The following is a 20,171-nucleotide window of genomic DNA, read 5'->3' as shown; positions in this document are numbered from 1 at the left end:
TCAATCGCACCGGTCCATCGCTTTGAGTAAAGACCTTCATGATTTGCGCATTTGATATAGGTGGGTCGAAGATTGCTTGTGGTTCAGTGGAGGGCGCTGGTGATGTCGGCGCCTGCGTCAGGATAGAAACACCAACTCGGGATTATCAGGCTTTCCTGAGCGCTGTCGCGGATCAGGTTCCAAATGATGCTCGGGCGCTGGGGCTTTCCATTGCAGGGCTGGTAGACCCGAACCAGGGGTCTGTGAGAGCGGCTAATATTCCCTGTCTCTCAGGCAAACCCCTGAGAGATGATCTGACTGGTTTGATCGGCAAGCCAGTCTTTTTGACTAATGACGCGAAGGCGTTTGGGTTGGCGGAAGCGCATAATGGCGCAGGGGTCGGGCACTCTTCGGTACTTGCCCTGATTCCGAGAACAGGGATTGGTGGAGCGATCGTCCTGGATGGCAGGATCCTTGAAGGCAGAACCATGGTGGCGGGAGAATGGGGCCACGGTCCCGCCGGCGCCATGCGGACTGGCAAGGTTCTGCCTCGTTGGACCTGCGGCTGTGGCGAGATCGGATGCGTTGATCTTTTTGGCGGCGCACGGGGGCTGGAGCGCTTGCACGGATTTCTAGCAGGCGAGGACAAGAGCAGCTTTGACATTCTGGACGGCTGGTGCGCCGGCGAAAGTGCTGCGCTGGACACCGTGGACCTTTATCTGGATATAGTCTGTGGAGCACTGGCCAATCTGGTCAACACCGTCGATCCATCCATTATCGTGCTGGGAGGTGGACTGGTTTCGGATACCAGTCTAGTCAGCGCGCTTCATACTGAAATGTGGTTCAGAATTCTTGCGCCGAAGCACGCGCCACGCTTTGCCAAGGCGTCAGTCGGCGCCAACAGCGCGATCATTGGTGCTGCGATCTTCTCCCGGGAGCGGCTCAGCCTCCTTAAATCTGAAGTCAACACCGCATGACGCGACAGCATGCTGCCGGGAGCTGCCTGGAAATCTGCGTTGATACCCATGCCGGACTGAATGCCGCGGTAAAAGGCGGTGCAGACAGGATTGAGCTTTGTTCTGCGTTGCAGGTTGGTGGCTTGTCGCCTTCCCTTGCTCTGCTGGAGGCCGCGTGTGCCTCTCCCGTGCCCGTTTATGTCATGGTCAGACCGCGGGATGGCGGATTCAGGTATGACCCGGTTGAACTCGCGGGGATGGAAAAGGAAATCGCTCAGGTCCGGGAGATGGGATTGGCCGGTGTGGTTTTCGGAGCAGGAGATGATACCGGGCTCGATTTCGAAGCCATGCGACGACTATGCACAGCTGCGCAAGGACTTGGGAAAACACTCCACAGAGTCGTAGATCTGCTGCCCGAACGGCTGAGTATTCTCGATCCGGTCCGGCAACTTGGTTTCGAGCGGATACTCACCTCTGGCGGAGGGGCGAAGGCAATCGATGCGCTGAGCGACATCAGCTGTCTGGTGAAGGCTGGGTCTGCGTCGGGCGGGCTTACCATTATGCCGGGTTCCGGCGTGACGCCCGAGAATGTCTCGACGATCCTTTCGGCGACCGGCGCCAGGGAAGTTCACGCCTCTGCAGCTGTTCCGGTAAGTACACCATCCACGCGGCTAGTAGACCTTGGCTTCAGTGCCGTTTCGCCAAAGTCTGTGTCAGAGAAAAACGTGCGCCGTCTGAAGGCCGCTGTTTCAGGTCGTTGATACAGTGGTTAATTTCACGCCGGCCTGAAAGACCGAAACAAGCTTCAGATCTCCTGAAAGCATGACCATGTCGCATCTCGCCCCCGGGGCAAGCGTCCCTATGGTGCCGTCCTTGCCGATGATGTGGGCCGGAACGGAAGTTGCCATGGCAAGGGCGGTTTCCAGAGGTGTTCCGCACAGTTCAACGAGATTGCGGATCGCTGTCGTCAGGTCCAGATGCGCTCCGGCCAGTGTTCCGTCTGCCAGCGTCAATCGGTTCGCCTCGCGCCGGATTTCCCGGCCGTTAAGCGTGAACCGGGCAAGATCCGTCCCGGCGGTTGCCATCGCGTCGCTGACAAGAAAAACCCTTCCTGGGCCTTGCTTTGCACCGAGCGCAATCGCCATCGAGCCGGGATGAACATGAATTCCGTCCGCGATCAGTCCGGCGGAGAGTTCTCCGAGCCGAATTGCCGCGCCCACGACGCCAGGCTCCCGATTACCAAGCTGGCTTTGGGCGTTGAAAAGATGGGTGACGCATCTGGCTCCCGCATCCACGGCTTCCCGGCACGCCTCAAAACCACTGTCCGTATGTCCAAGCGACACGAGAATGCCTGCATCAGTCAACTGCCGAATCTGGGCGTTCGAAGCGCTTTCTGGTGCGAGTGTTATCTTCAGGACAGGCAGCCTCGCCGCGGCATTGATCAACTGATCAAGATCGAAGGTTTCCATTTGCCGGATGAGGTTTGCGTCATGCGCGCCTTTTCGCGTGACGGCGAGATGAGGTCCTTCCATATGAAGTCCCGCTATGCCCGGTACCCCCGCCTGGACGGCGTCCTGAACGGCCCTGATGGCCAGTTCCGTGTGGCCAGGCGTATCGGTGATGAGGGTTGGAAGAATGGAGGTGGCCCCGATGCTCGCGTGGGCCTGAGCCATCTTTTCCAGCGTCTCAAGCGATGGCGCATCGTTAAACATCCGGCCACCGCCGCCATTCACCTGCAGATCGACATATCCTGGTGCAAGAATACCGCCTTCCGACCGGATGACACGAGCCTCGGCTGGAACATCTGCGACAGGAACGATCCCAAGAACCCTGCCGTCCTCGCACAGCAGCGATCCATTTCGATGAAAAACGGTTCCGTCAAAGATGTCCGCACCCGTGAAGGCGGTCTTCTCACCGGTCATACTGTCTCCGTAACCTTGTTCAGGTGGCGCGGAGCGTCTGGATCGATGTTGCGGCTTGTCGCGAAGGCCTCGACCATGCAGTAGAAGGACACGATCAGTGACAGTGCGTCGGTCAGGGGATGCCCGGTCCGCACTGAAGTCAGTTTATTGGCTTTTGAGACCAACCGGCTGGTGGCAAAGACCTTGGCGCCCATTGCGGCGACCTTATCAGCGGTTGCCGCGAGCGCCTGTTCGGCAGCATCTTCGATCGCAAAACACAGGATCGGGAAGCCCTCTCCGACAATTGACACAGGTCCGTGCAAAACCTCTGCGGAGGAATAGCTTTCAGCATGAAGCTGGCACGTTTCCTTGAACTTGAGCGCGGCTTCATTGGAAATCGCAAGCACCTGACCGCGCCCTAGCGTGAACAGCGAGGAATGAACACCGATCGCTTCGCGAACCTCGGGCCAGTCAAGTCCGGCAGCCTCTTCCAGTCTGCCGGGCAGACCCCTCAGCGCTTCAAGCAAGGCCCGGTCGTCTGTCCAGTTGGCCAGCAAAAGCAAGACAGCGGTGGCGGAGGTCACGAACGTCTTGGTGGCGGCAACGCTGAGTTCCGGACCGGCATGGATATCAAGCGTGTGATGCGAGACCCTGGCAAGGTCGGAGTTTGTATTGTTGCTGATGCCAATCGTCATGGCGCCGCTCGCACCTGCTGACCTGGTCATTTCAACGATATCCGGGCTTTTGCCTGACTGTGAGACACCAATGCAGATACTGCCAGAGAGTTTAAGAGGTGCCTTGTAGAGCGAAGCGATCGATGGCCCAACCGACGCGACAGGCAGGCCTGCCATGATCTCTGCGGCATACTTGAAAAAGGTGCAGACATGGTCGGAAGATCCGCGCGCGACAGTGATGCCGAAGGCGGGACCAAGATCACGCACGGCTTTGGCAGCCTTGGCGATGTCTTCTCCACCTTCGCGAAGGAGTCGGTCCACGGCGGCAGGGACCTCGAGGATTTCCTGGCGCATTTTTGTTTGTGGTGACATGAAAACCCCTGATTGCCTTAAGTTCCTGCGACAGGGTCCTGGCGCCCGTCAGCTTTTTGAAAGTTGCAACTCGGCCACGAAATCGTAAGCGTCTCCCCGGTAGACGGAACGCGTGAATTCAACGACGCGGCGGTTGGAAAGATAGGATGTTCGTTCGATGCGAAGGCCCGCTGCACCCGCATCCACACCAAGAAGGTCCGCGTCTGCACTTCCCAGATTGATCGCAGAAATTTTCTGCAGCGCGCGTTCAGGTCGATTTCCGTCCCGATCGAGCACTTCATAGAGCGAGGTTTCGACCGCGCCCGGGTCTGGCAGGATATCGGACGGTATCGAAGCTCGTTCGATTGCCATCGGTTTGTCATTCGCCAGGCGCAATCGGGCGACCCGCGCCACCTGTTCGCCGGAAGAAAGCGCCAGGGCGACAACTTCGTCGAGAGACGGTTTGAAGAGACCGCGCTCCAGCCACTGGATTGTCGTTGTCAGGCCGCGTTGCACCATGTCCTCGGTAAAGGACGTGAGGCGAGAGAGAGATTGTTCAACCTTTGGCGTCCCGTCGGAAACAAAGCTCCCGGAGCCCTGCCGCTGAATAATGATGCCCTTGTCGACCAGCTCCTGCATGGCGCGTCTGACAGTGACGCGCGACAACCCGGTAATCGAAGCGATTTCCCGTTCGGCGGGCAAGGGTGCACTGGAGCCGAGAACCCCTTGGCTGATGCTGTCTTCGAGGCGCTTGCGCAGCTGAACATAGCGCGGGCCCTGTGCACCGTCCATCCAGCTTTCCGGTCTCAGATATTCCTCAATCGTCATAAAGCCGCCCGCTGTATCCGCTTTGAAGATGTCTCCGCAAGAAGCAGCGCACCGTCAAGCGCTGTGCCTTTCGGCTCGCTAAGACAGGCTGCAACCTGCCCGGAAAGATATCCCGCATAGTGTTTGCCAAGCCCCCCGATAAGACAAATGGATTCACCTTCAGGCCTGCCGAGGGCGGAGAGACACTTTTCGATATAGGCTGCGCCAAGTTTCATGAGTTCGAGACCGTTCGGGTCGCCGGACTGGGCAGCGTCGACCAAACGCGGTGCCAGCCCTGCAAATCCGGAAGGCGTAGCCTCTCTGGCGTACTTCAGGACCGCGCTGACACGGTTGTCGAATTCCGACCAGATTTCCGAGATGAGCGGGCTATCCGGTTTCAAGCCGTCACGACAATGAAGCAGCCTGACAAGCAGTTGCTTGCCGAGCCAGCAGCCGGAGGCCTCATCGCCAAGATCCGCGCCATATCCGCCAAGCAGCGTGACTTCCTCCGCGAACTGCCGGGCCAGAAAGGAACCCGTACCGACCCCAGCGACGGTTCCGTCGGCACGGTCAAGAGCACCGGCAACGGCGCTTGGCCTGTCATCCGCGACAATCAGGCAATCCATCTGGAGCGCATGGCGGATCTCGTCTGCCGCCGTCTCATCGGTAACACCCGCCAGGCCGGCATAGGAAGGCACTGCACCGAGACGTTCTCTCGGGAGACCTGCTGCATCCGCCAGTTCGTTGAGCCCTGCTTTCAAGACTTCCATGGTGCCTTTGAAATCCGTATGGACATTTGCGCTGCCCAACACGCACTCGTGACGGCCGCCGGGAGTGGTCAGGGCGAACCTGCAATGTGTCCCGCCGCCATCGATCCCGATGCGATATGTTGAGAGTGGGCTGCTCATAAAATACCTTTACAATACCAATTGCCAAAAGAAAAGTCAGAAATTCTGTCATTTTTGCGTGAAATTTGGTCATGAAGCAGCTCTAGGAAATAAATGGTAGACAAAAGGTATTTCAATGGCATTAAATGGGTTCGCTGACAGGAGTGCCTAGGTTAATGCCGGATCTGCCGCAGACAGAGACATTGCATGAGAATGCGAAGGAACTCGACATCCGTTCGGGTGCGGACGTCGCCGCTGCGATCCTGTCCGGGCAGCAGGCGGCCTTAAAGGCTGTCGAGAATATCCTCGATGATCTGGTCGCGGGGGGCGACCTGATGGCGCGTGCTGTCGGGGAAGGTGGGCGGCTGGTATACGCCGCCGCCGGGTCTTCCGGTCTGATGGCTCTCGCGGATGCGGCGGAGATCACCGGGACCTATGGCCTTTCGGCGGATCAGATCGTTTTTTTCATGGCTGGAGGCGTCCCGGTGGACGGCCGCATGCCCGGCCATACCGAGGATCTATCGCAAGCTGCTTTAGCGGATGCCTCTGCCGTAAGATCCGCGGACGTGGTGATAACCGTCACCGCGAGCGGCACCACGCCCTATCCGCTGGCCTTCGCGAAGAAGGCGCGTGCCGCCGGGGCGAAAACAATCTGTATCGCGAACCGGCCGGATGCGGAGATCTTCAAACACGCAGATGTCGCGGTACTTCTCGACACGCCGCCCGAGATCGTTGCCGGGTCGACCCGCCTTGGGGCTGGCACGGCTCAAAAGGCGGCACTCAACACCATGTCCACTCTCATGGGGGTGCGCCTTGGTCACGTTTATGACGGCATGATGGTCAATCTGGTCGCGGACAATACAAAACTTCGCGCGCGCGCAACGTCGATGGTGAGCCGCATTGCCGATGTGGATGAAGGTACCGCTCAACGGCAACTGGAAAAATCGAATTGGGCGGTCAAGCCGGCAATATTGCTGGCGAGAGGGGTACCATCCCTCGACCGAGCCGAAACGTTGCTGGCCGAAACACAAGGACAATTGAGACTGGCCCTGCAGCGGATTTAACGTCGGCGATTGCCCAGGGGAACGGGTCGCCGACTGGTACAGGAGGACATTATGTCAAGCAGATCCCTAACTATTGCACTTCTTGCAACAACGCTTCTCGCAGGTCCCGCCCTTGCCGAGGATGTCACGCTCACGATCGAGAGCTGGCGGAACGATGATCTCGTTCTGTGGCAGGACAAGATTATCCCGGCTTTCGAAGCCTCTCATCCGGGAATCAAGATTGTCTTTTCGCCGTCTGCACCGGCTGAATATAATGCAATCCTGAACTCCAAGCTGGATGCCGGAAGTGCTGGTGACCTTATCACCTGCCGTCCGTTTGATGCGTCCCTGGCGCTCTACGACACGGGGCACCTTGCCGACATTTCAGACCTGGAAAATATGGCAAACTTCTCCGACGTCGCGAAGTCCGCCTGGCAGACAGACGACGGCTCGGCGACTTTCTGTGTGCCGATGGCCTCAGTGATCCACGGCTTCATCTACAACAAGGAAGCCTTCGAGGAAGTTGGTGTCGAGGTTCCCGAAACCGAAGCCGAATTCTTTGCCGTTCTCGACAAGTTCAAGGAAGACGGTTCCTACATTCCGCTCGCCATGGGTACAAACGACCAGTGGGAAGCGGCGACGATGGGATACAACAACATCGGACCGAACTACTGGAAAGGCGAGAAAGGCCGGCTGGCGCTCATCAAGGGTGAGCAGAAACTGACCGACGAACAGTGGGTCGCTCCCTACGCAACGCTCGCCAGATGGGCGGATTACATGGGCGACGGCTTTGAAGCCCAGACCTATCCCGACAGCCAGAACATCTTCACGCTTGGCCGTGCAGCGATCTATCCGGCAGGCAGCTGGGAAATCACCGGATTCAACGCGCAGGCTGATTTCGAGATGGGCGCTTTCAAGCCGCCGGTCCTGAACGAAGGTGACGAGTGCTTCATCTCGGACCACACAGACATCGCCATCGGCATGAATGCGAATGGCCCGAACACGGAAGCTGCGAAAATCTTCCTGAATTGGGTCGGTTCAGAAGAGTTTGCCGCGATTTACGCCAACGCGTTGCCCGGCTTCTTCTCCCTGTCGAGCCACGACGTTGCGATGGACGATCCGCTGGCTCAGGAATTCGTCTCCTGGCGGGGTGAATGCAACCCGACAATCCGCTCAACCTACCAGATCCTTTCCCGCGGAACTCCGAATCTGGAGAATGAAACCTGGGGTGCATCGGCTGCTGCCATCAAGGGCACCAAAACCCCTGAGGAACTCGGCAAGGAGCTCCAGGAAGGCCTGGCTTCCTGGTACGAACCTCAGCAGTAAAACAAGACAAGCGGTGAGGCTTCGGGCCCTATGGCCCGAAGCCGTCCACCTGTTTCATCTCATGCGGGCAATCGGGGGAACGTATGCAAACGCCTCGCATCAAATGGCATATCGTTGTCTTTCTGGCTCCGGCGGTGCTCGTCTACACGGCGGTGATGATCTTTCCGCTGTTCAACACGCTGCGGCTGGCTCTTTACACCGAAATCGACCAGGTCCGCTCCTTTGTCGGTCTTGAGAACTTCCAGACGCTGTTCGGAGACCCCCGCTGGTCGGAGAGTTTCTGGAATGCCCTTGGGAACAATTTCTGGTTCTTCATCATTCACATGCTGGTCCAGAACCCGATCGGGATCATGCTTGCGGCGATCCTGTCGCATCCGCGCTTGCGCTTTGCCGGTTTCTACAGAACCGCAATTTTCGTGCCCACCATCCTGTCTTTCGTGATTGTCGGGTTTACCTGGAAGCTGATCCTGTCGCCGATCTGGGGAATCGCACCGGATCTCTTGAGTTCCATCGGGCTCAAGAGCCTTTACGCTCCCTGGCTCGGCAAGGAACAATATGCCCTGACGACGCTTGCGCTGATCTCGGTCTGGCAGTTCGTCGGAATTCCCATGATGCTCATCTACGCGGCGCTCCTTTCGATCCCGGAAGAAATTCTGGAGGCAGGCGAGGTTGATGGCATCACCGGACTGTCGGCATTCTGGAAGATCAAGCTGCCGCTGATCCTGCCGTCCATCGGCATTATCTCGATCCTGACGTTCGTCGGGAACTTCAATGCGTTCGATCTGATTTATGCTGCCCAGGGCGCTCTTGCCGGCCCGGATTTCTCGACCGATATCCTCGGCACCTTCCTCTACCGGACATTCTTCGGCTTCCAGCTTCAGCTTGGCGACCCGCATATGGGATCGGCAATCGCGAGTGCGATGTTCGCCATTATTCTGATCGGTGTCTGCATCTACCTGTTCGGCATCCAGACGCGCCTCAAGCGCTACCAGTTTTAGGAGGGCCGGATGAACAAGGCCCGCCAAAACCCGGTCAATGCCCTGGCTGCTCACACCGTTCTGATCCTTTACACGCTGATCGCGCTGTTCCCGGTTTTCGTGATCATTGTCAACAGCTTCAAGACCAGGAAATCGATCTTCCGGGAACCCCTGGCCCTTCCGGATGCGGATTCCTTTTCGCTGATCGGCTACCAGACGGTTCTGAAACAGGGTGACTTTTTCCTCTATTTCCAGAACTCCATGATCGTGACGGTGGCCTCGCTGTTTTTCATCCTGCTGTTCGGCGCGATGGCGGCCTTTGCCCTGTCGGAGTATCGCTTCAGGGGCAACACGCTGATGGGGCTCTATCTTGCGCTCGGCATCATGATCCCAATCCGTATCGGCACTGTCGCAATCCTGGAGCTGATGGTGCAGACGGGCCTGGTCAATACACTCCTGGCCCTGATCCTTGTCTACACCGCGCAGGGCCTTCCTCTTGCGGTGTTTATCCTGTCCGAATTCATGCGGCAGGTCTCCGACGATCTGAAGAATGCAGGGCGTATCGATGGCCTGAGCGAATACACGATCTTCTTCCGCCTCGTCCTGCCGCTCGTGCGTCCAGCCATGGCAACTGTTGCGGTCTTCAACATGATCCCGATCTGGAACGATCTCTGGTTCCCGCTGATCCTGGCTCCTGCCGAAGAGGTCAAGACGCTGACACTTGGCAGCCAGGTTTTTATCGGCCAGTTCGTCACTGACTGGAATGCGGTGCTCTCCGCGCTGTCCCTGGCTATTCTGCCGGTGATCGTGCTTTACGTTGTTTTCTCGCGCCAGCTCATTCGCGGCATCACGTCAGGAGCAGTCAAATGATCAGGGTTCTGGTGATCGGTCTGGGTAATATGGGCCTCAGCCACGCGCTCGCCCACACAAGAGGCACGTCGCAGCTTGTCGGACTGATGGCGCGGGGACCGCGCCCGGACCTGCCGGAAGAGCTGAAAGATATCCCCTGGTTCCGGGATGTTGACGAAGCGCTGGAAACTGCAAAGCCCGACCTCGTGGTCGTTGCAAGCTATACCGACACGCACAAAATTTACGCGCTCAAGGCCATGTCTGCCGGTGCTCATGTCTTCTGCGAGAAACCTTTGGCGCCGACTGTAGAGGAGGCCGAGGAAATCGTGGCCCTGGCGGAGAAAACCGGCCGCAAGCTCATGATCGGCTATATCCTCAGGCATCATCCCAGCTGGCAGCGTCTGGTTGAAGAGGCGCAAGGGCTCGGGGGCCCGTATGTTTTCCGAATGAACCTCAATCAGCAAAGCAGCGGCGCAACCTGGGAAACTCACAAATCCCTCATGAAATCCGTAAGTCCGATTGTTGATTGTGGTGTTCACTACGTCGACGTCATGTGCCAGGTCACCGATGCACACCCGGTGAAGGTCAACGGGATCGGTCTGAGGCTTTCGGACGAGATTGCACCGGATATGTACAATTACGGGCAGTTTCAGGTGGTCTTTTCCGACGGCTCGGTCGGCTGGTATGAGGCGGGCTGGGGGCCGATGATGTCCGAGACGGCCCACTTCGTGAAGGATATCGTCAGCCCAACCGGTTCGGTCTCGATCGCTGACGCACAGAAAGCAGGCTCGGACAATGTCGATACGCACACATCCGTCGGCCAGATCGTGGTTCACAGATCCTCCGGCGATACGCTGATCGACCTTCCCGATGAGCCCGGCCACCAGGAGCTTTGCGATGCCGAACAGGCCGCGATGCTGAAAGCCATCGAAACCAACCAGGATCTCTCCCGCCATATGCGCGATGCGGTTCAGTCGCTGCGCATCTGCCTTGCCGCTGATGAAAGCATTCGGACAGGCGCCCCCATTGACCTTTCCGGAGTGAAACCCGCATGACGGCCCTCACGCTCAAGAACCTGTACAAGTCCTTCGGCAAGGTGGATGTCCTGAAGGAAATCAATCTCGAGGTGGAAGAAGGCGAATTCGTCGTCTTTGTCGGCCCTTCCGGTTGTGGAAAATCCACCCTTTTGCGGGTCATCGCCGGTCTGGAGGAGGCAACGTCCGGAGAGATCGAAATCGCCGGCACACCGGTCAACCATATGCCCCCGTCCAAACGCGGTATTGCGATGGTGTTCCAGTCCTACGCGCTTTATCCGCACTTGAATGTGAAGGAAAACATGGCGCTTGCTCTCAGGCAGGAGGGCCAGTCGAAGGCGGAGATCGAGGACCGGGTGGCCGAGGCAAGTCGGATGCTGTCACTTGAACCCTATCTGGAACGCAGGCCGGCGGAGCTTTCGGGCGGCCAGCGCCAGCGGGTCGCCATTGGTCGGGCGGTTGTCCGTCAGCCGAAGCTGTTCCTGTTTGACGAACCGCTGTCAAACCTCGATGCCGCCTTGCGGATGAACACGAGGTTGGAAATCGCGAAACTACACCGCCAGCTCGACACGAGCATGGTCTACGTTACCCATGATCAGACCGAAGCCATGACACTGGCCGACAAGATCGTGGTTCTGCGTGACGGCAGGGTCGAACAGATCGGCAGCCCCATGGAGCTCTACAACAATCCGGCGAACCGGTTCGTGGCGGAATTCCTCGGTGCGCCGTCGATGAATTTCGTGCCAGCAGACTGGCTGGATGGCGAAAAGGATCAGGAGATCGGTATTCGCCCCGAGCACGTGTCCATTGGTGAACCGGGGCGCCTTTCAGGCACCGTCATCCATGTGGAGCATCTTGGCGGCGATACGAACGTTATCGCCGACATCGGCGGCGAAACGCCTTTCACGGTCCGGCTCTTTGGTCAGTATCAGATCGAACCTGGCGCTGATGTCCAACTCGGTTTCGCCGACGAGCAAACGTATCGTTTTGCGTCGGATGGCAGCAGGGTCCGTTAGTCCGGGTTTGTCGCAAACCGTTGAGAGGGTGAAAGCTGCCCAGTTGATCCGCAGCGTTTTCATGCTTTATTAGCTTTTTGAAGTCCGAAGAGGGGTAATCATCCCATTTTTCGCAGGTTTTAAACTGGACTTCAGGCCGCTGTTTTCAGTTTCATTGCGGGTGTGATGCCGCCGATGGCCATGTTGGACTGTGAAACGGCTCCACGGAGTAACCCCATCGGCATATGCAAATTCAATAACTTGCGATGCCGATTAGCCGTAGGACCCCAGGCTTGTTCACATTGCTGTTCAGCGGACTCTATCTTTTTTCGCAACCCTATCTGGGGCGCAAGGGTGCGGGGAGTAACTCATCATGGCGATGATCACCGACCCCAACGATTACTTTACCAAAGGCTGTGGTCGATGCGAGCGCTTCGCCAAACCTGACTGCTCGACCCGCCGATGGATTGATGGCCTCAGCAATCTGCGCCACATCTGTCGCGCCATGGGGCTGGAGGAAACCGTGAAATGGGCGCATCCGACCTATATGCATGCTGGTCGCAATATTGCGATCTTCGGAGCTTTCCGGGGCGACTTTCGGTTAAGCTTCATGAATCCGGGTTTGCTGCAAGACACTGAAGGCGTGCTTGAGCCACAAGGGCCGAACAGCAAGACGCCGGGAGTAATCCGCTTTACCGACGTCAATCACGTTGGTGAGATGGAGCCGGTAATTCGGGCCTATCTGCAACAATTGATCGATCATGCCGAAGCTGGAACAAAACCGCCAAAGGTGGAAACCGAGATCGATATGCCCGAAGAACTGGGCGAAGCGCTGGATGCGGACTCCGAACTGGCGGAAGCGTTTCACGCGCTGACACCGGGCCGGCAGAGGAGTTACATGTTCAACATCAGCCAAGCCAAACAGTCGTCAACGCGCGTGGCGCGTGTAGAAAAATTTCGCGACAAGATCATCGCCGGCAAAGGCGCGCTGGAGCGCTAAAGCTCGGATTTTGTCCCTTTCACCGACGGTGATACCAAAAACAATTGAAGCGCGAACGCGTAAAGCGGCCGTCTTGCGCAAAGCATCAGGCGGCACGCAGTTGTTCCTTACCCAGAATTTGGGCATCATGGGATACGCTCGAACGTGGGACGTCCTCCGTCAAGTCGAAATTCGTTCCAGTATCGATATCGCGCGATCGAGATCTTCCAAGGTAACCGTTAGTGATGGCGACAGCGTTAGATGGCGATCGGCCGACGATCCCAGGTGAAGTCCGGCCTCAAAAGCCATTCGCACCAGCTCGGAGCAGTCTTGAGGATCACGGACACCAATCCTCATCAACAGGCCAATGCCTGTTGCGTCTTCGAACACGTTAGAGCCTTCTGCAAGTCTGATTAACTTCGGCAGCGTCTCGCGACCGAGTTCCGCGGCCCGCGTGGCGAGATCTTCCTCGATGAGAATATCAAGGGTGATAAGTCCCGCCTTGGCCAGAAGCGGGTTCTTCTGATGGGTGTAGTGACCTATGGCGAGATGCCCGGCCTTGTCCAGATCCGCCCGGGCGATCACGGCGGACAGGGGCATGGCCCCGCCGCCAAGCGACTTGCCCAGAACCGTCATGTCGGGGACAGCGTCGAAATGCTCGCTCGCGAACATGAGCCCGGTCTTGCCCAGGCCAGTCGGAATTTCATCGAAGATCAGAAGCGTGCCCGCGTCGGAGCAGGCGGACCGGACCTCCGGCCAGAACCATTGCGGCGGAACGTGCGGCGTCGAGCGGATCGGCTCGGCGAGCAGGCACGCGAATTCTCCGGTCTTCAAATGTGTGCGAATGGCCTCCAGCGCGCGGGTTGCGGACGTGTCCGCATCCTGTGACCAGAACGGTGGGACATGGTGACAGCCCACAAGTTCGGGAAAGCCACTCCTTTCAGCGGTCCGGCCACCAGCCCAGAGCGCACCAAGCGCGGCGCCATGCCAGCTGTCCTCGAAGGCGAGTGTCCTGGTTCTGCCGGTGGCGACATAGGCGAGTTTCAGCGCCATCTCAACCGCGTCGGCGCCCGATATACCGAAGAGTACCTTTGCATCCCCATAGGGCCAAAGCGAGGTCAGCCGCTCGGCCAGAAGGACGGCCGGCTCGTTGGTGAAGCCCCGCGGAGTGAACGGCAAGGTGTCGAGCTGCTCCTTCAGGGCGGCGATCAGGCACGGATGCCCGTAGCCGATGTTGTGGCAGCTGTTGCCCTGAAAATCCATGAAACGATGGCCGTCTTCATCCTCGGCCCAGATGCCCTCGACATGGCGGAAGGTCTTGTCCACCGGGCTTGAGCCGGTCTGCGATAGAAACACGGCTGCATCGCGTCGGGTCAGATCGGTCGTCGTCATGCTACCTGCACCTTTTTCATACCGGCCGCCTCGCGCAGCGACAGGGGGCCGAAGCGGGAGATGGTCGCCAAACCGCCCATCACGGCAAAGACGATCGCCAGAATCGCCACACTCATCGCGCAGGCCACGCCGTAATAGGAAACCGAAGCAGTCTGGAAGATGGCCACGGAGGCGAGATCGAAGTCAGGTCCTTGCAGGAACACCACGGCGGAGAAGGTGCACATGCCGTCCACGAAGATGAAGAGTGCGCCAAAAAGCACCGCCCGGCGCATCATTGGCAAGGTTACGAAACTGAAACGCTGCCACAGGGACGCTCCGAGAATTTCAGCAGCGTCATCGACCGACCGGTCCAGCCGGCTCAGCATGGCCCGGCCGGCCAGCACTCCGACATAGAGATGGCCGAAGGCGATGTTGAGGATGATCAGCGTCCGGGTACCGTTGAGCGACCAGTCCGCGACGCCGAAAGGCGCGTTGAAGGCGACGATGTAGCCAACGCCGAACACCGCGCCCGGCAGGATCGCCGGCAGGAGAACGAGAAATCCGATCGCGGCGTTCAGGCGGTTCCGGACCCGCTCGGCCAGATAGGCGACGATCACCGCAAGCAGGCCGCCCAGCGGGGCAGCGGCAAGCACGATCCACAAGCTGGTCCACACCGGTTCGATCCCGTCGAATTGCGAGACGAACCCGGGCACATTCGCCGATGTGAAGTAGTCCAGAGTGAGGGAATAGTCCTGCCCCCAGCGCCGCACGATGGCACCCATGATGATTGTTGCGAAGATGACGGCCGTCAGGCTCGCTATCCCCCAGGCAAGGCAGGACAGGCCACGATTGAGGGCGGCCGGAAGAGCGATCGCCGAGGCCGCCGTCTCGGAAGTCTCGAACCGCTTGTGCCGGCCGATCCGCGCCAGCAGCGCATAGACCGCGAGCACCGGCACGATCAGCCAGACGGCAATTGCCGAGGCGAGAGGGGTATTGGAGAAGCCGATCATTTCGTCATAGAGCACTCCGGCGAGGACATTCATGTTCTGGCCGATGACCATCGGATTGCCGAAGTCGGTCATCGCGAGGATGAAGACGAGAGTAGCCGCACGGATCAGGCCGGGCTGCGCCATAGGCAGATGAAGCTGGAAAAACGTCTGCCGGAAGCCCGCGCCCTGAATGGCAGCGGCCTCTTCCAATCGGCCGTCCTGCTTGGACAGGACATTGTCGAGAATAATGAACGCCGGCGGCAGGAACGAAAGGAACTGGACAACGACCACGCCGTAGAAGCCGTAAAGGTTGGTTGATCCTGCGTCGATCAACCCCAGTGTGTCATCCAGCAGCGCCCTGGTGACGAGGCCGTTGCGGCCGAACAGCAATACAATGGCGGTTGCGATCACCACGGGAGGAGAAACCAGCGGCAGAAGGATGGCGTAGCGGGCCAGTCCCGCGCGCCAGATACCGCCCCGGTTGACCCCGAAAGCAAGAAGATAGGCTACAAGCGTGGTCAGAACGGTCGCGATTGACGCCAGCTTCAGGGAATTGAGCGCGGCGGTCGCCATGCGCGGTGTTTCGATGACCTCCCGGTAGTGGTCAAGGCCGTAGCGGCGAATCTTTCCGCTGCGCAGGACGCTATAGTCCTCCACCGCCAGCTTGTCTTTCACCTTGTAGGCGAGCGGGATGCGCTTGTGCAGCATTACTATCGCCAGAGATAAGTGCGCCTCGACTGATTCGCGCTTGTCCGCAGGCAGGCGCGCAAGAGCCTCGTCCGCAGCAACGATCTGTTTGGAATAGGCCGCCTTCCGGTCCCATTGGACCGGAAGGTCCGCCAAGGTCATCGCCGCGGCAATTGCTTCCATCCGCATGCTCGGATCGGCGCTCGATACGGCCCGAGTGACGAAAGTCTCCCGTTCGTTCGGAGGCAGAAGAAGGAGGGCCGTTTCCGTACGATCCCGCAACACGCTCATGGACACGGGACCGTCGACATGGAAACTGCGAACCAGCATCGCGCCCATGGGCAAGGCGATGAAGGCGAAAACGAGCCCCCCGACGATCAGGCTGACAATCAGGGTCGGAAGTCCGCGCCCAAGGTTCATGCCACTTGCTCCTCCACGTGGGAACCGGCAAAAACCCTTGCGAAAGCCCCTCTGGGCGCCCACCGCACCGCGCTTCCGGCCTCCACCGGCCGGCCGAGCCAATCGATCATCGGCATGTCAACGAGAAGCATGCGATCCCCTAGTGTCGACAGCAGGAGCCGCACCGTCGGCCCCAAAAAGGAAACATCACGCAGGATCGCGGGGATGGAGGTTTCGTCGTTTTCTTGTCTCCGGTCGGCAGTCGGCCGGCATATGATATGTTCCGGCCGGATCGACAAGGTTGCCGCCCCCACAGGACAGGAGCCGGAGGACGCCACGGCAATGGAGATGCCGCCCAGTTCCGCACGCGCCTCGCCGATATAGCTGCAAGGCAGCATGTTGGTCGTCCCGACGAAACGGGCAACGAAGGGATCGGCGGGATTGAGGTATAGATCCATCGGCGCACTGGCCTGGACGACGCACCCGCCCCTCATCACTGCGATCCGGTCCGAGATCGCCAGGGCTTCTTCCTGATCGTGGGTGACATAGATGGTCGTGATGCCGAGCGTATCCACGATGCGGCGGATTTCGACGCGCAGATGCGCCCGGATCTTGGCGTCAAGCGCGGAAAGTGGCTCGTCGAGCATCAGGATCGATGGCTTGGAAATCAGGGCGCGCGCAAGCGCCACACGCTGCTGTTGACCGCCGGAAAGCTCATGCGGGTAGCGGTCCTCGAGGCCCTCGAGTTGCATGATCGCGCACAAGTGTTCGATTTCCGCCCTGATCCGCTGCCTGGGCTGTCTTTGCAGGGACAAAGCAAAACCGATGTTCTGGGCAACCGTCTTGGTCGGAAACAAGGCATAGGACTGGAAGACGAAGCCCACGTCACGCTGATTGGGCCGCAGCTTCAGTGCTGATCTCCCTCCGATCGATACATCGCCCGCATCGGCGGCCACGAAACCGGCGGCAATGCGCAAGAGCGTGGTCTTGCCGCACCCGCTTGGTCCGAGCAGCGAACAGAATTGGCTCGGTGGTATGTCTAGACTGACATCGTCGACGACACGGGTCGCACCATAGGCCTTGACGACATTCGAGAAGGAGAGGTTCATTTCAGGTCCGTATCGGGAGAGAGGGGGGCTCCGAGACCTGCTCGAAGCCCGCGCCGTCCGCTTATTATTCGTATTTGCGCGACCAATCGGCCTTGAATTCGTCCTGATTCATAGGACGGCGCAGATGCCAGAACGCCACCTTGGAAAGATCGACCTTGCCGTAGCCCGCGGCCGCGCCGACACCCACATGGGGAGCGAAGGCCTCCATCCCACTCTTGCCCATCAGCCAGTCGAGGAAAATCTTGCCTTCCGCCTCGTGCGGCGCGCCTTCGATCAGGCCCGCGCCCTCAATGATATTCGGCGACATGCGACCGATCGCCATTTCGACGTCCGGATTGGCGTCAACCTGCTGCAGGATGGCGGTGTCGTAGGTCAGGCCGATGGCATTTTCACCGCCGCCAACCTGGCGCGCGGCTGCGCTACCGGAGTCGTTGTACTGAAAGACATTCTCATTCAGATTTTCTATGTAGTTGTCGCCAAACATGTCCCACATGGCGGACATGATCGTGTATCCGGTCCCGGACTTGATCGGCGAGGCCACGGTGATCTGTCCCTTGTAAACCGGGTTGATCAAATCGGACCAATCGGAAGGCATCGGCAATTCCTTTTCCGCCAACAGCTTCTTGTTGACGGCCATCGCCATGATGGTGCCGTTGTGACCCATCCAGAACCCGTCCGGATCAACAAAGGCGGACAGGATGATGTTGTCCTTCGGTGTATAGGGCTGAAGTGCGCCGGCCTCCTTAAGCTTGTCGAGCGCGAAATTGTTGACCATCCAGATCACATCCGCCTGAGGATTGGCCATTTCCGCCAGTGTCTTCTCGGTAATCGGCCCGGTCGACATGTTGATCGCCTTCACGTCGATCTCCGGATGGGCGCTCTTGAAGGCGTCCACGATGTCTTTTTCGATCTTGGGATTGGAGGCGGTGTAAAGAACCAGTTCGCCAGCGCTGGCAGACAGAGCGAAACTTGCACCAATGATGGCTATGGCCGCTCGTGTGGCGAGGCCACGGCCCGAAAGCAGGGAAATCTTGAACATAGTATGAACTTTCCTTTTATGGGGAGTTTGACGGCGAAGAGCGAAGCCCTATTTCGAAAACCATAACTTTCCGATATACTCTTCTTGTTAAGTTTTGATGACATCTGCGGTGCTGGCAAAAAGGAGAAACAGGTTGAATTTTATCCAGATGCGCGCGTTCACGGCCGTAGCCCGGCTGGGAAGCATTTCGGCCGCAGCGGTGGAATTGGGCGTCAGCAAACCCGCGATTGCCATGCAGATCAAAAGTCTGGAGGAAGCGCTGTGCGCACGCCTGTTTCACCGCAAGGGGCATTCCCTGGAGATTTCAGAAGTCGGACAGCGCTTTCTCGAACCTGCGATGCTGATGGCGGCAGTTCTTGACAGGATCGATGCCCTCACAGCGGAAACCACGGGCAAAAAGGGCGGTGTGTTGCGAGTTGGTGCCTGCGCGCCCTTCGTCCTGATGCCGTTAATGGCAGCCTTCTCGAAACGGTATCCGGAAATCGGGACACACATTGAAATCGCAAACTCTCAGGTTCTTGTCGGCCGCGTCCGGGACCATGAGCTCGATATCGGCATCGCAACCGCGAAAAAACCCTTCGACGACTTCTTTTGCGTCCATCTGGCGAGTCAGACTGTTCGCTTGGTGGTCGCGAGGACGGACCCCTTGTCGGAGCGGATGTCGATATCGATCGAAGAGCTCGCCGACATGCCGGTCATCCTGCGAGAAGTCGGCTCGATGACGCGCCAGATAGCGGAGGACGCTCTGGCCGAACAGGGCCTCGAGTTAAATTCCCGCTTCGTGTTCGGATCGCGCGAAGCGGTCAAGGAGGCCATTGCCAACGGCCTCGGCGCGGGGCTCGTCCTTGACAAGGAAATCGGGCGCGACCCGGCTCTCACCAGCCTCGAAATCACCGGTGCCGACCTATCAGCGAGGGAATATCTTTTCTGTCACAAAGACTTGGCAACCCTTGGAACGGCGGGTGCCTTCATTGACATTGCATCTGAAAATTCCGACCTACCAGTTGCTCCCCTTGACTAGGCTTCAGACTCATAACCAGTAGCATACGGTTGCCGCGAGGCAGAGGGACGACAGAAAGTTCCTGGCATTGCGGTCATAGCGTGTTGCGATCCTGCGAAACTCCTTGAGCCTGCCGAACATCCTCTCGATGACGTTTCCGCTCTTGTAAAGGTATGGCGAGAAACAGTTTTTCCATTTGCGTGTTTTGCGAGGCGGGATATTTGGCAGCGAACTGCGCGCCTCGACGGCTCGGCGGATCCGGTCACTGTCGTAGCCTTTATCGCCATGCAGAACGCCGTTTGCCGGAACGAGCGGCAAGCGTGCCTCAGCTCCTGTGAAATCCGAGACATTGGCTCCAGTCAGGTGGAATGCGATTGGGCGTCCCTTGTTGTCGCTCAGGGCGTGGATTTTTGTTCCCGGACCACCACGAGCTCGGCCCAGGGCATGGGCTTGAGCCCCCCCTTTGCCGCCATGGGCGACCCGGTGCGCCCGAACGGCTGTGCTGTCGATCATCACTTCCAGAACAGGACCGCCGGTTTGGGACAATGTGTCGAAGATCCCTGTCCAGACACCTTTCTCCGACCAGCGGACAAAGCGATTGTAGAGGGTTTTCCTCGGCCCGTAGACCTCCGGCGCATCGACCCACCGACCGCCCGACTTCAGAACATGAATGATGCCGCTGATCACCCGCCGGTCATCGACACGGACCTTGCCCCGCGTGTCGGTCGGCAACAGCGGCTGCAACTTCGAAAACTGCTCATCGCTGAGCCAGAACAAACCATCGGACATCGCCAAACTCCTGTTGAGGAGCTTGAATCA

At 58.7% G+C, this 20,171-nt stretch carries 19 protein-coding genes; 10 read left to right on the top strand and 9 right to left on the bottom strand.

Annotated features, from left to right (window positions below; translation table 11 throughout):
• Positions 1–38 precede the first annotated feature (38 nt).
• Together DCO57_RS16670 and DCO57_RS16665 are read left to right on the top strand one after the other, a co-directional pair.
• Positions 39–956, top strand: a complete 918-nt coding sequence (locus DCO57_RS16670) for an ROK family protein (RefSeq protein WP_116700032.1) — start codon at positions 39–41, stop codon at positions 954–956.
• Positions 953–1,696 carry a copper homeostasis protein CutC gene (locus tag DCO57_RS16665; RefSeq protein ID WP_116700031.1) on the top strand — a complete coding sequence of 248 codons (744 nt, stop codon included), beginning with the start codon at positions 953–955 and terminating at the stop codon, positions 1,694–1,696. The genes DCO57_RS16670 and DCO57_RS16665 overlap by 4 nt, the downstream gene beginning before the upstream one ends.
• Here DCO57_RS16665 and nagA read toward each other — a convergent pair.
• From nagA to DCO57_RS16645, 4 genes are read right to left on the bottom strand one after another with little or no spacing between them, the layout of a single operon-like run.
• Positions 1,685–2,857, bottom strand: a complete 1,173-nt coding sequence (gene nagA / locus DCO57_RS16660; protein ID WP_116700030.1) for an N-acetylglucosamine-6-phosphate deacetylase — start codon at positions 2,855–2,857, stop codon at positions 1,685–1,687. The two genes, DCO57_RS16665 and nagA, sit on opposite strands and share 12 nt — an antisense overlap.
• Complete coding sequence (locus tag DCO57_RS16655; protein ID WP_116700029.1) at positions 2,854–3,882, bottom strand: SIS domain-containing protein; 1,029 nt, start codon at positions 3,880–3,882, stop codon at positions 2,854–2,856. Before DCO57_RS16655 ends, nagA begins: the two co-directional genes overlap by 4 nt.
• 48 nt (positions 3,883–3,930) lie before the next feature.
• Positions 3,931–4,689 carry a GntR family transcriptional regulator gene (locus tag DCO57_RS16650; protein ID WP_116700028.1) on the bottom strand — a complete coding sequence of 253 codons (759 nt, stop codon included), beginning with the start codon at positions 4,687–4,689 and terminating at the stop codon, positions 3,931–3,933.
• Positions 4,686–5,576 carry a BadF/BadG/BcrA/BcrD ATPase family protein gene (locus tag DCO57_RS16645; RefSeq protein ID WP_116700027.1) on the bottom strand — a complete coding sequence of 297 codons (891 nt, stop codon included), beginning with the start codon at positions 5,574–5,576 and terminating at the stop codon, positions 4,686–4,688. Before DCO57_RS16645 ends, DCO57_RS16650 begins: the two co-directional genes overlap by 4 nt.
• Positions 5,577–5,731: 155 nt before the next feature.
• On the opposite strand from DCO57_RS16645, the gene DCO57_RS16640 reads away from it, so the two are divergent.
• From DCO57_RS16640 to DCO57_RS16610, 7 genes are all read left to right on the top strand, one after another.
• Positions 5,732–6,619: an N-acetylmuramic acid 6-phosphate etherase gene (locus tag DCO57_RS16640; protein ID WP_116700026.1), complete on the top strand. Its 888-nt coding sequence runs from the start codon at positions 5,732–5,734 to the stop codon at positions 6,617–6,619.
• 51 nt (positions 6,620–6,670) lie between these two features.
• Positions 6,671–7,924 (top strand): ABC transporter substrate-binding protein, encoded by a 1,254-nt coding sequence (locus tag DCO57_RS16635; protein WP_116700025.1) that lies wholly within the window; start codon positions 6,671–6,673, stop codon positions 7,922–7,924.
• Positions 7,925–8,007: 83 nt separating this feature from the next.
• A complete protein-coding gene (locus DCO57_RS16630; RefSeq protein ID WP_116700024.1) occupies positions 8,008–8,922 on the top strand; it encodes a sugar ABC transporter permease in 915 nt (304 codons plus the stop codon).
• 9 nt (positions 8,923–8,931) lie between these two features.
• Complete coding sequence (locus DCO57_RS16625) at positions 8,932–9,771, top strand: carbohydrate ABC transporter permease (protein WP_116700023.1); 840 nt, start codon at positions 8,932–8,934, stop codon at positions 9,769–9,771.
• Positions 9,768–10,805 carry a Gfo/Idh/MocA family oxidoreductase gene (locus tag DCO57_RS16620; RefSeq protein WP_116700022.1) on the top strand — a complete coding sequence of 346 codons (1,038 nt, stop codon included), beginning with the start codon at positions 9,768–9,770 and terminating at the stop codon, positions 10,803–10,805. The genes DCO57_RS16625 and DCO57_RS16620 overlap by 4 nt, the downstream gene beginning before the upstream one ends.
• Entirely contained in the window at positions 10,802–11,800 is a 999-nt protein-coding gene (locus tag DCO57_RS16615) for an ABC transporter ATP-binding protein (protein ID WP_116700021.1), read from the top strand. Before DCO57_RS16620 ends, DCO57_RS16615 begins: the two co-directional genes overlap by 4 nt.
• Before the next feature lie 352 nt (positions 11,801–12,152).
• The gene (locus DCO57_RS16610) at positions 12,153–12,779 is read left to right on the top strand and encodes a YdeI/OmpD-associated family protein (protein WP_116700020.1); all 627 of its coding nucleotides are present in this window, start codon (positions 12,153–12,155) and stop codon (positions 12,777–12,779) included.
• 159 nt (positions 12,780–12,938) lie between these two features.
• On the opposite strand, the gene DCO57_RS16605 is transcribed toward DCO57_RS16610, so the two are convergent.
• The 4 genes from DCO57_RS16605 to DCO57_RS16590 form a co-directional block, all read right to left on the bottom strand.
• Entirely contained in the window at positions 12,939–14,150 is a 1,212-nt protein-coding gene (locus DCO57_RS16605; protein ID WP_116700019.1) for an aminotransferase class III-fold pyridoxal phosphate-dependent enzyme, read from the bottom strand.
• Positions 14,147–16,225: an iron ABC transporter permease gene (locus DCO57_RS16600; RefSeq protein ID WP_116700018.1), complete on the bottom strand. Its 2,079-nt coding sequence runs from the start codon at positions 16,223–16,225 to the stop codon at positions 14,147–14,149. Before DCO57_RS16600 ends, DCO57_RS16605 begins: the two co-directional genes overlap by 4 nt.
• The gene (locus DCO57_RS16595; protein ID WP_116700017.1) at positions 16,222–17,313 is read right to left on the bottom strand and encodes an ABC transporter ATP-binding protein; all 1,092 of its coding nucleotides are present in this window, start codon (positions 17,311–17,313) and stop codon (positions 16,222–16,224) included. The genes DCO57_RS16600 and DCO57_RS16595 overlap by 4 nt, the downstream gene beginning before the upstream one ends.
• A gap of 64 nt (positions 17,314–17,377) precedes the next feature.
• Positions 17,378–18,352, bottom strand: coding sequence for an extracellular solute-binding protein (locus tag DCO57_RS16590; protein WP_116700016.1), 975 nt, complete (start codon positions 18,350–18,352; stop codon positions 17,378–17,380).
• A 133-nt stretch (positions 18,353–18,485) separates the two neighbouring features.
• On the opposite strand from DCO57_RS16590, the gene DCO57_RS16585 reads away from it, so the two are divergent.
• A complete protein-coding gene (locus DCO57_RS16585; RefSeq protein ID WP_165814765.1) occupies positions 18,486–19,373 on the top strand; it encodes a LysR substrate-binding domain-containing protein in 888 nt (295 codons plus the stop codon).
• A gap of 9 nt (positions 19,374–19,382) precedes the next feature.
• Here the strand turns inward: DCO57_RS16585 and DCO57_RS16580 are convergent, their stop codons facing one another.
• A complete protein-coding gene (locus tag DCO57_RS16580) occupies positions 19,383–20,141 on the bottom strand; it encodes an IS5 family transposase (protein ID WP_116700014.1) in 759 nt (252 codons plus the stop codon).
• Between the last annotated feature and the right edge of the window lie 30 nt (positions 20,142–20,171).

This window comes from Labrenzia sp. 011 (assembly GCF_003075075.1).
Taxonomy (GTDB): Bacteria; Pseudomonadota; Alphaproteobacteria; order Rhizobiales; family Stappiaceae; genus Roseibium.
Note: the sequence above shows the minus strand (reverse complement) of the source record. Positions and strands in the feature narration are given on the sequence as shown.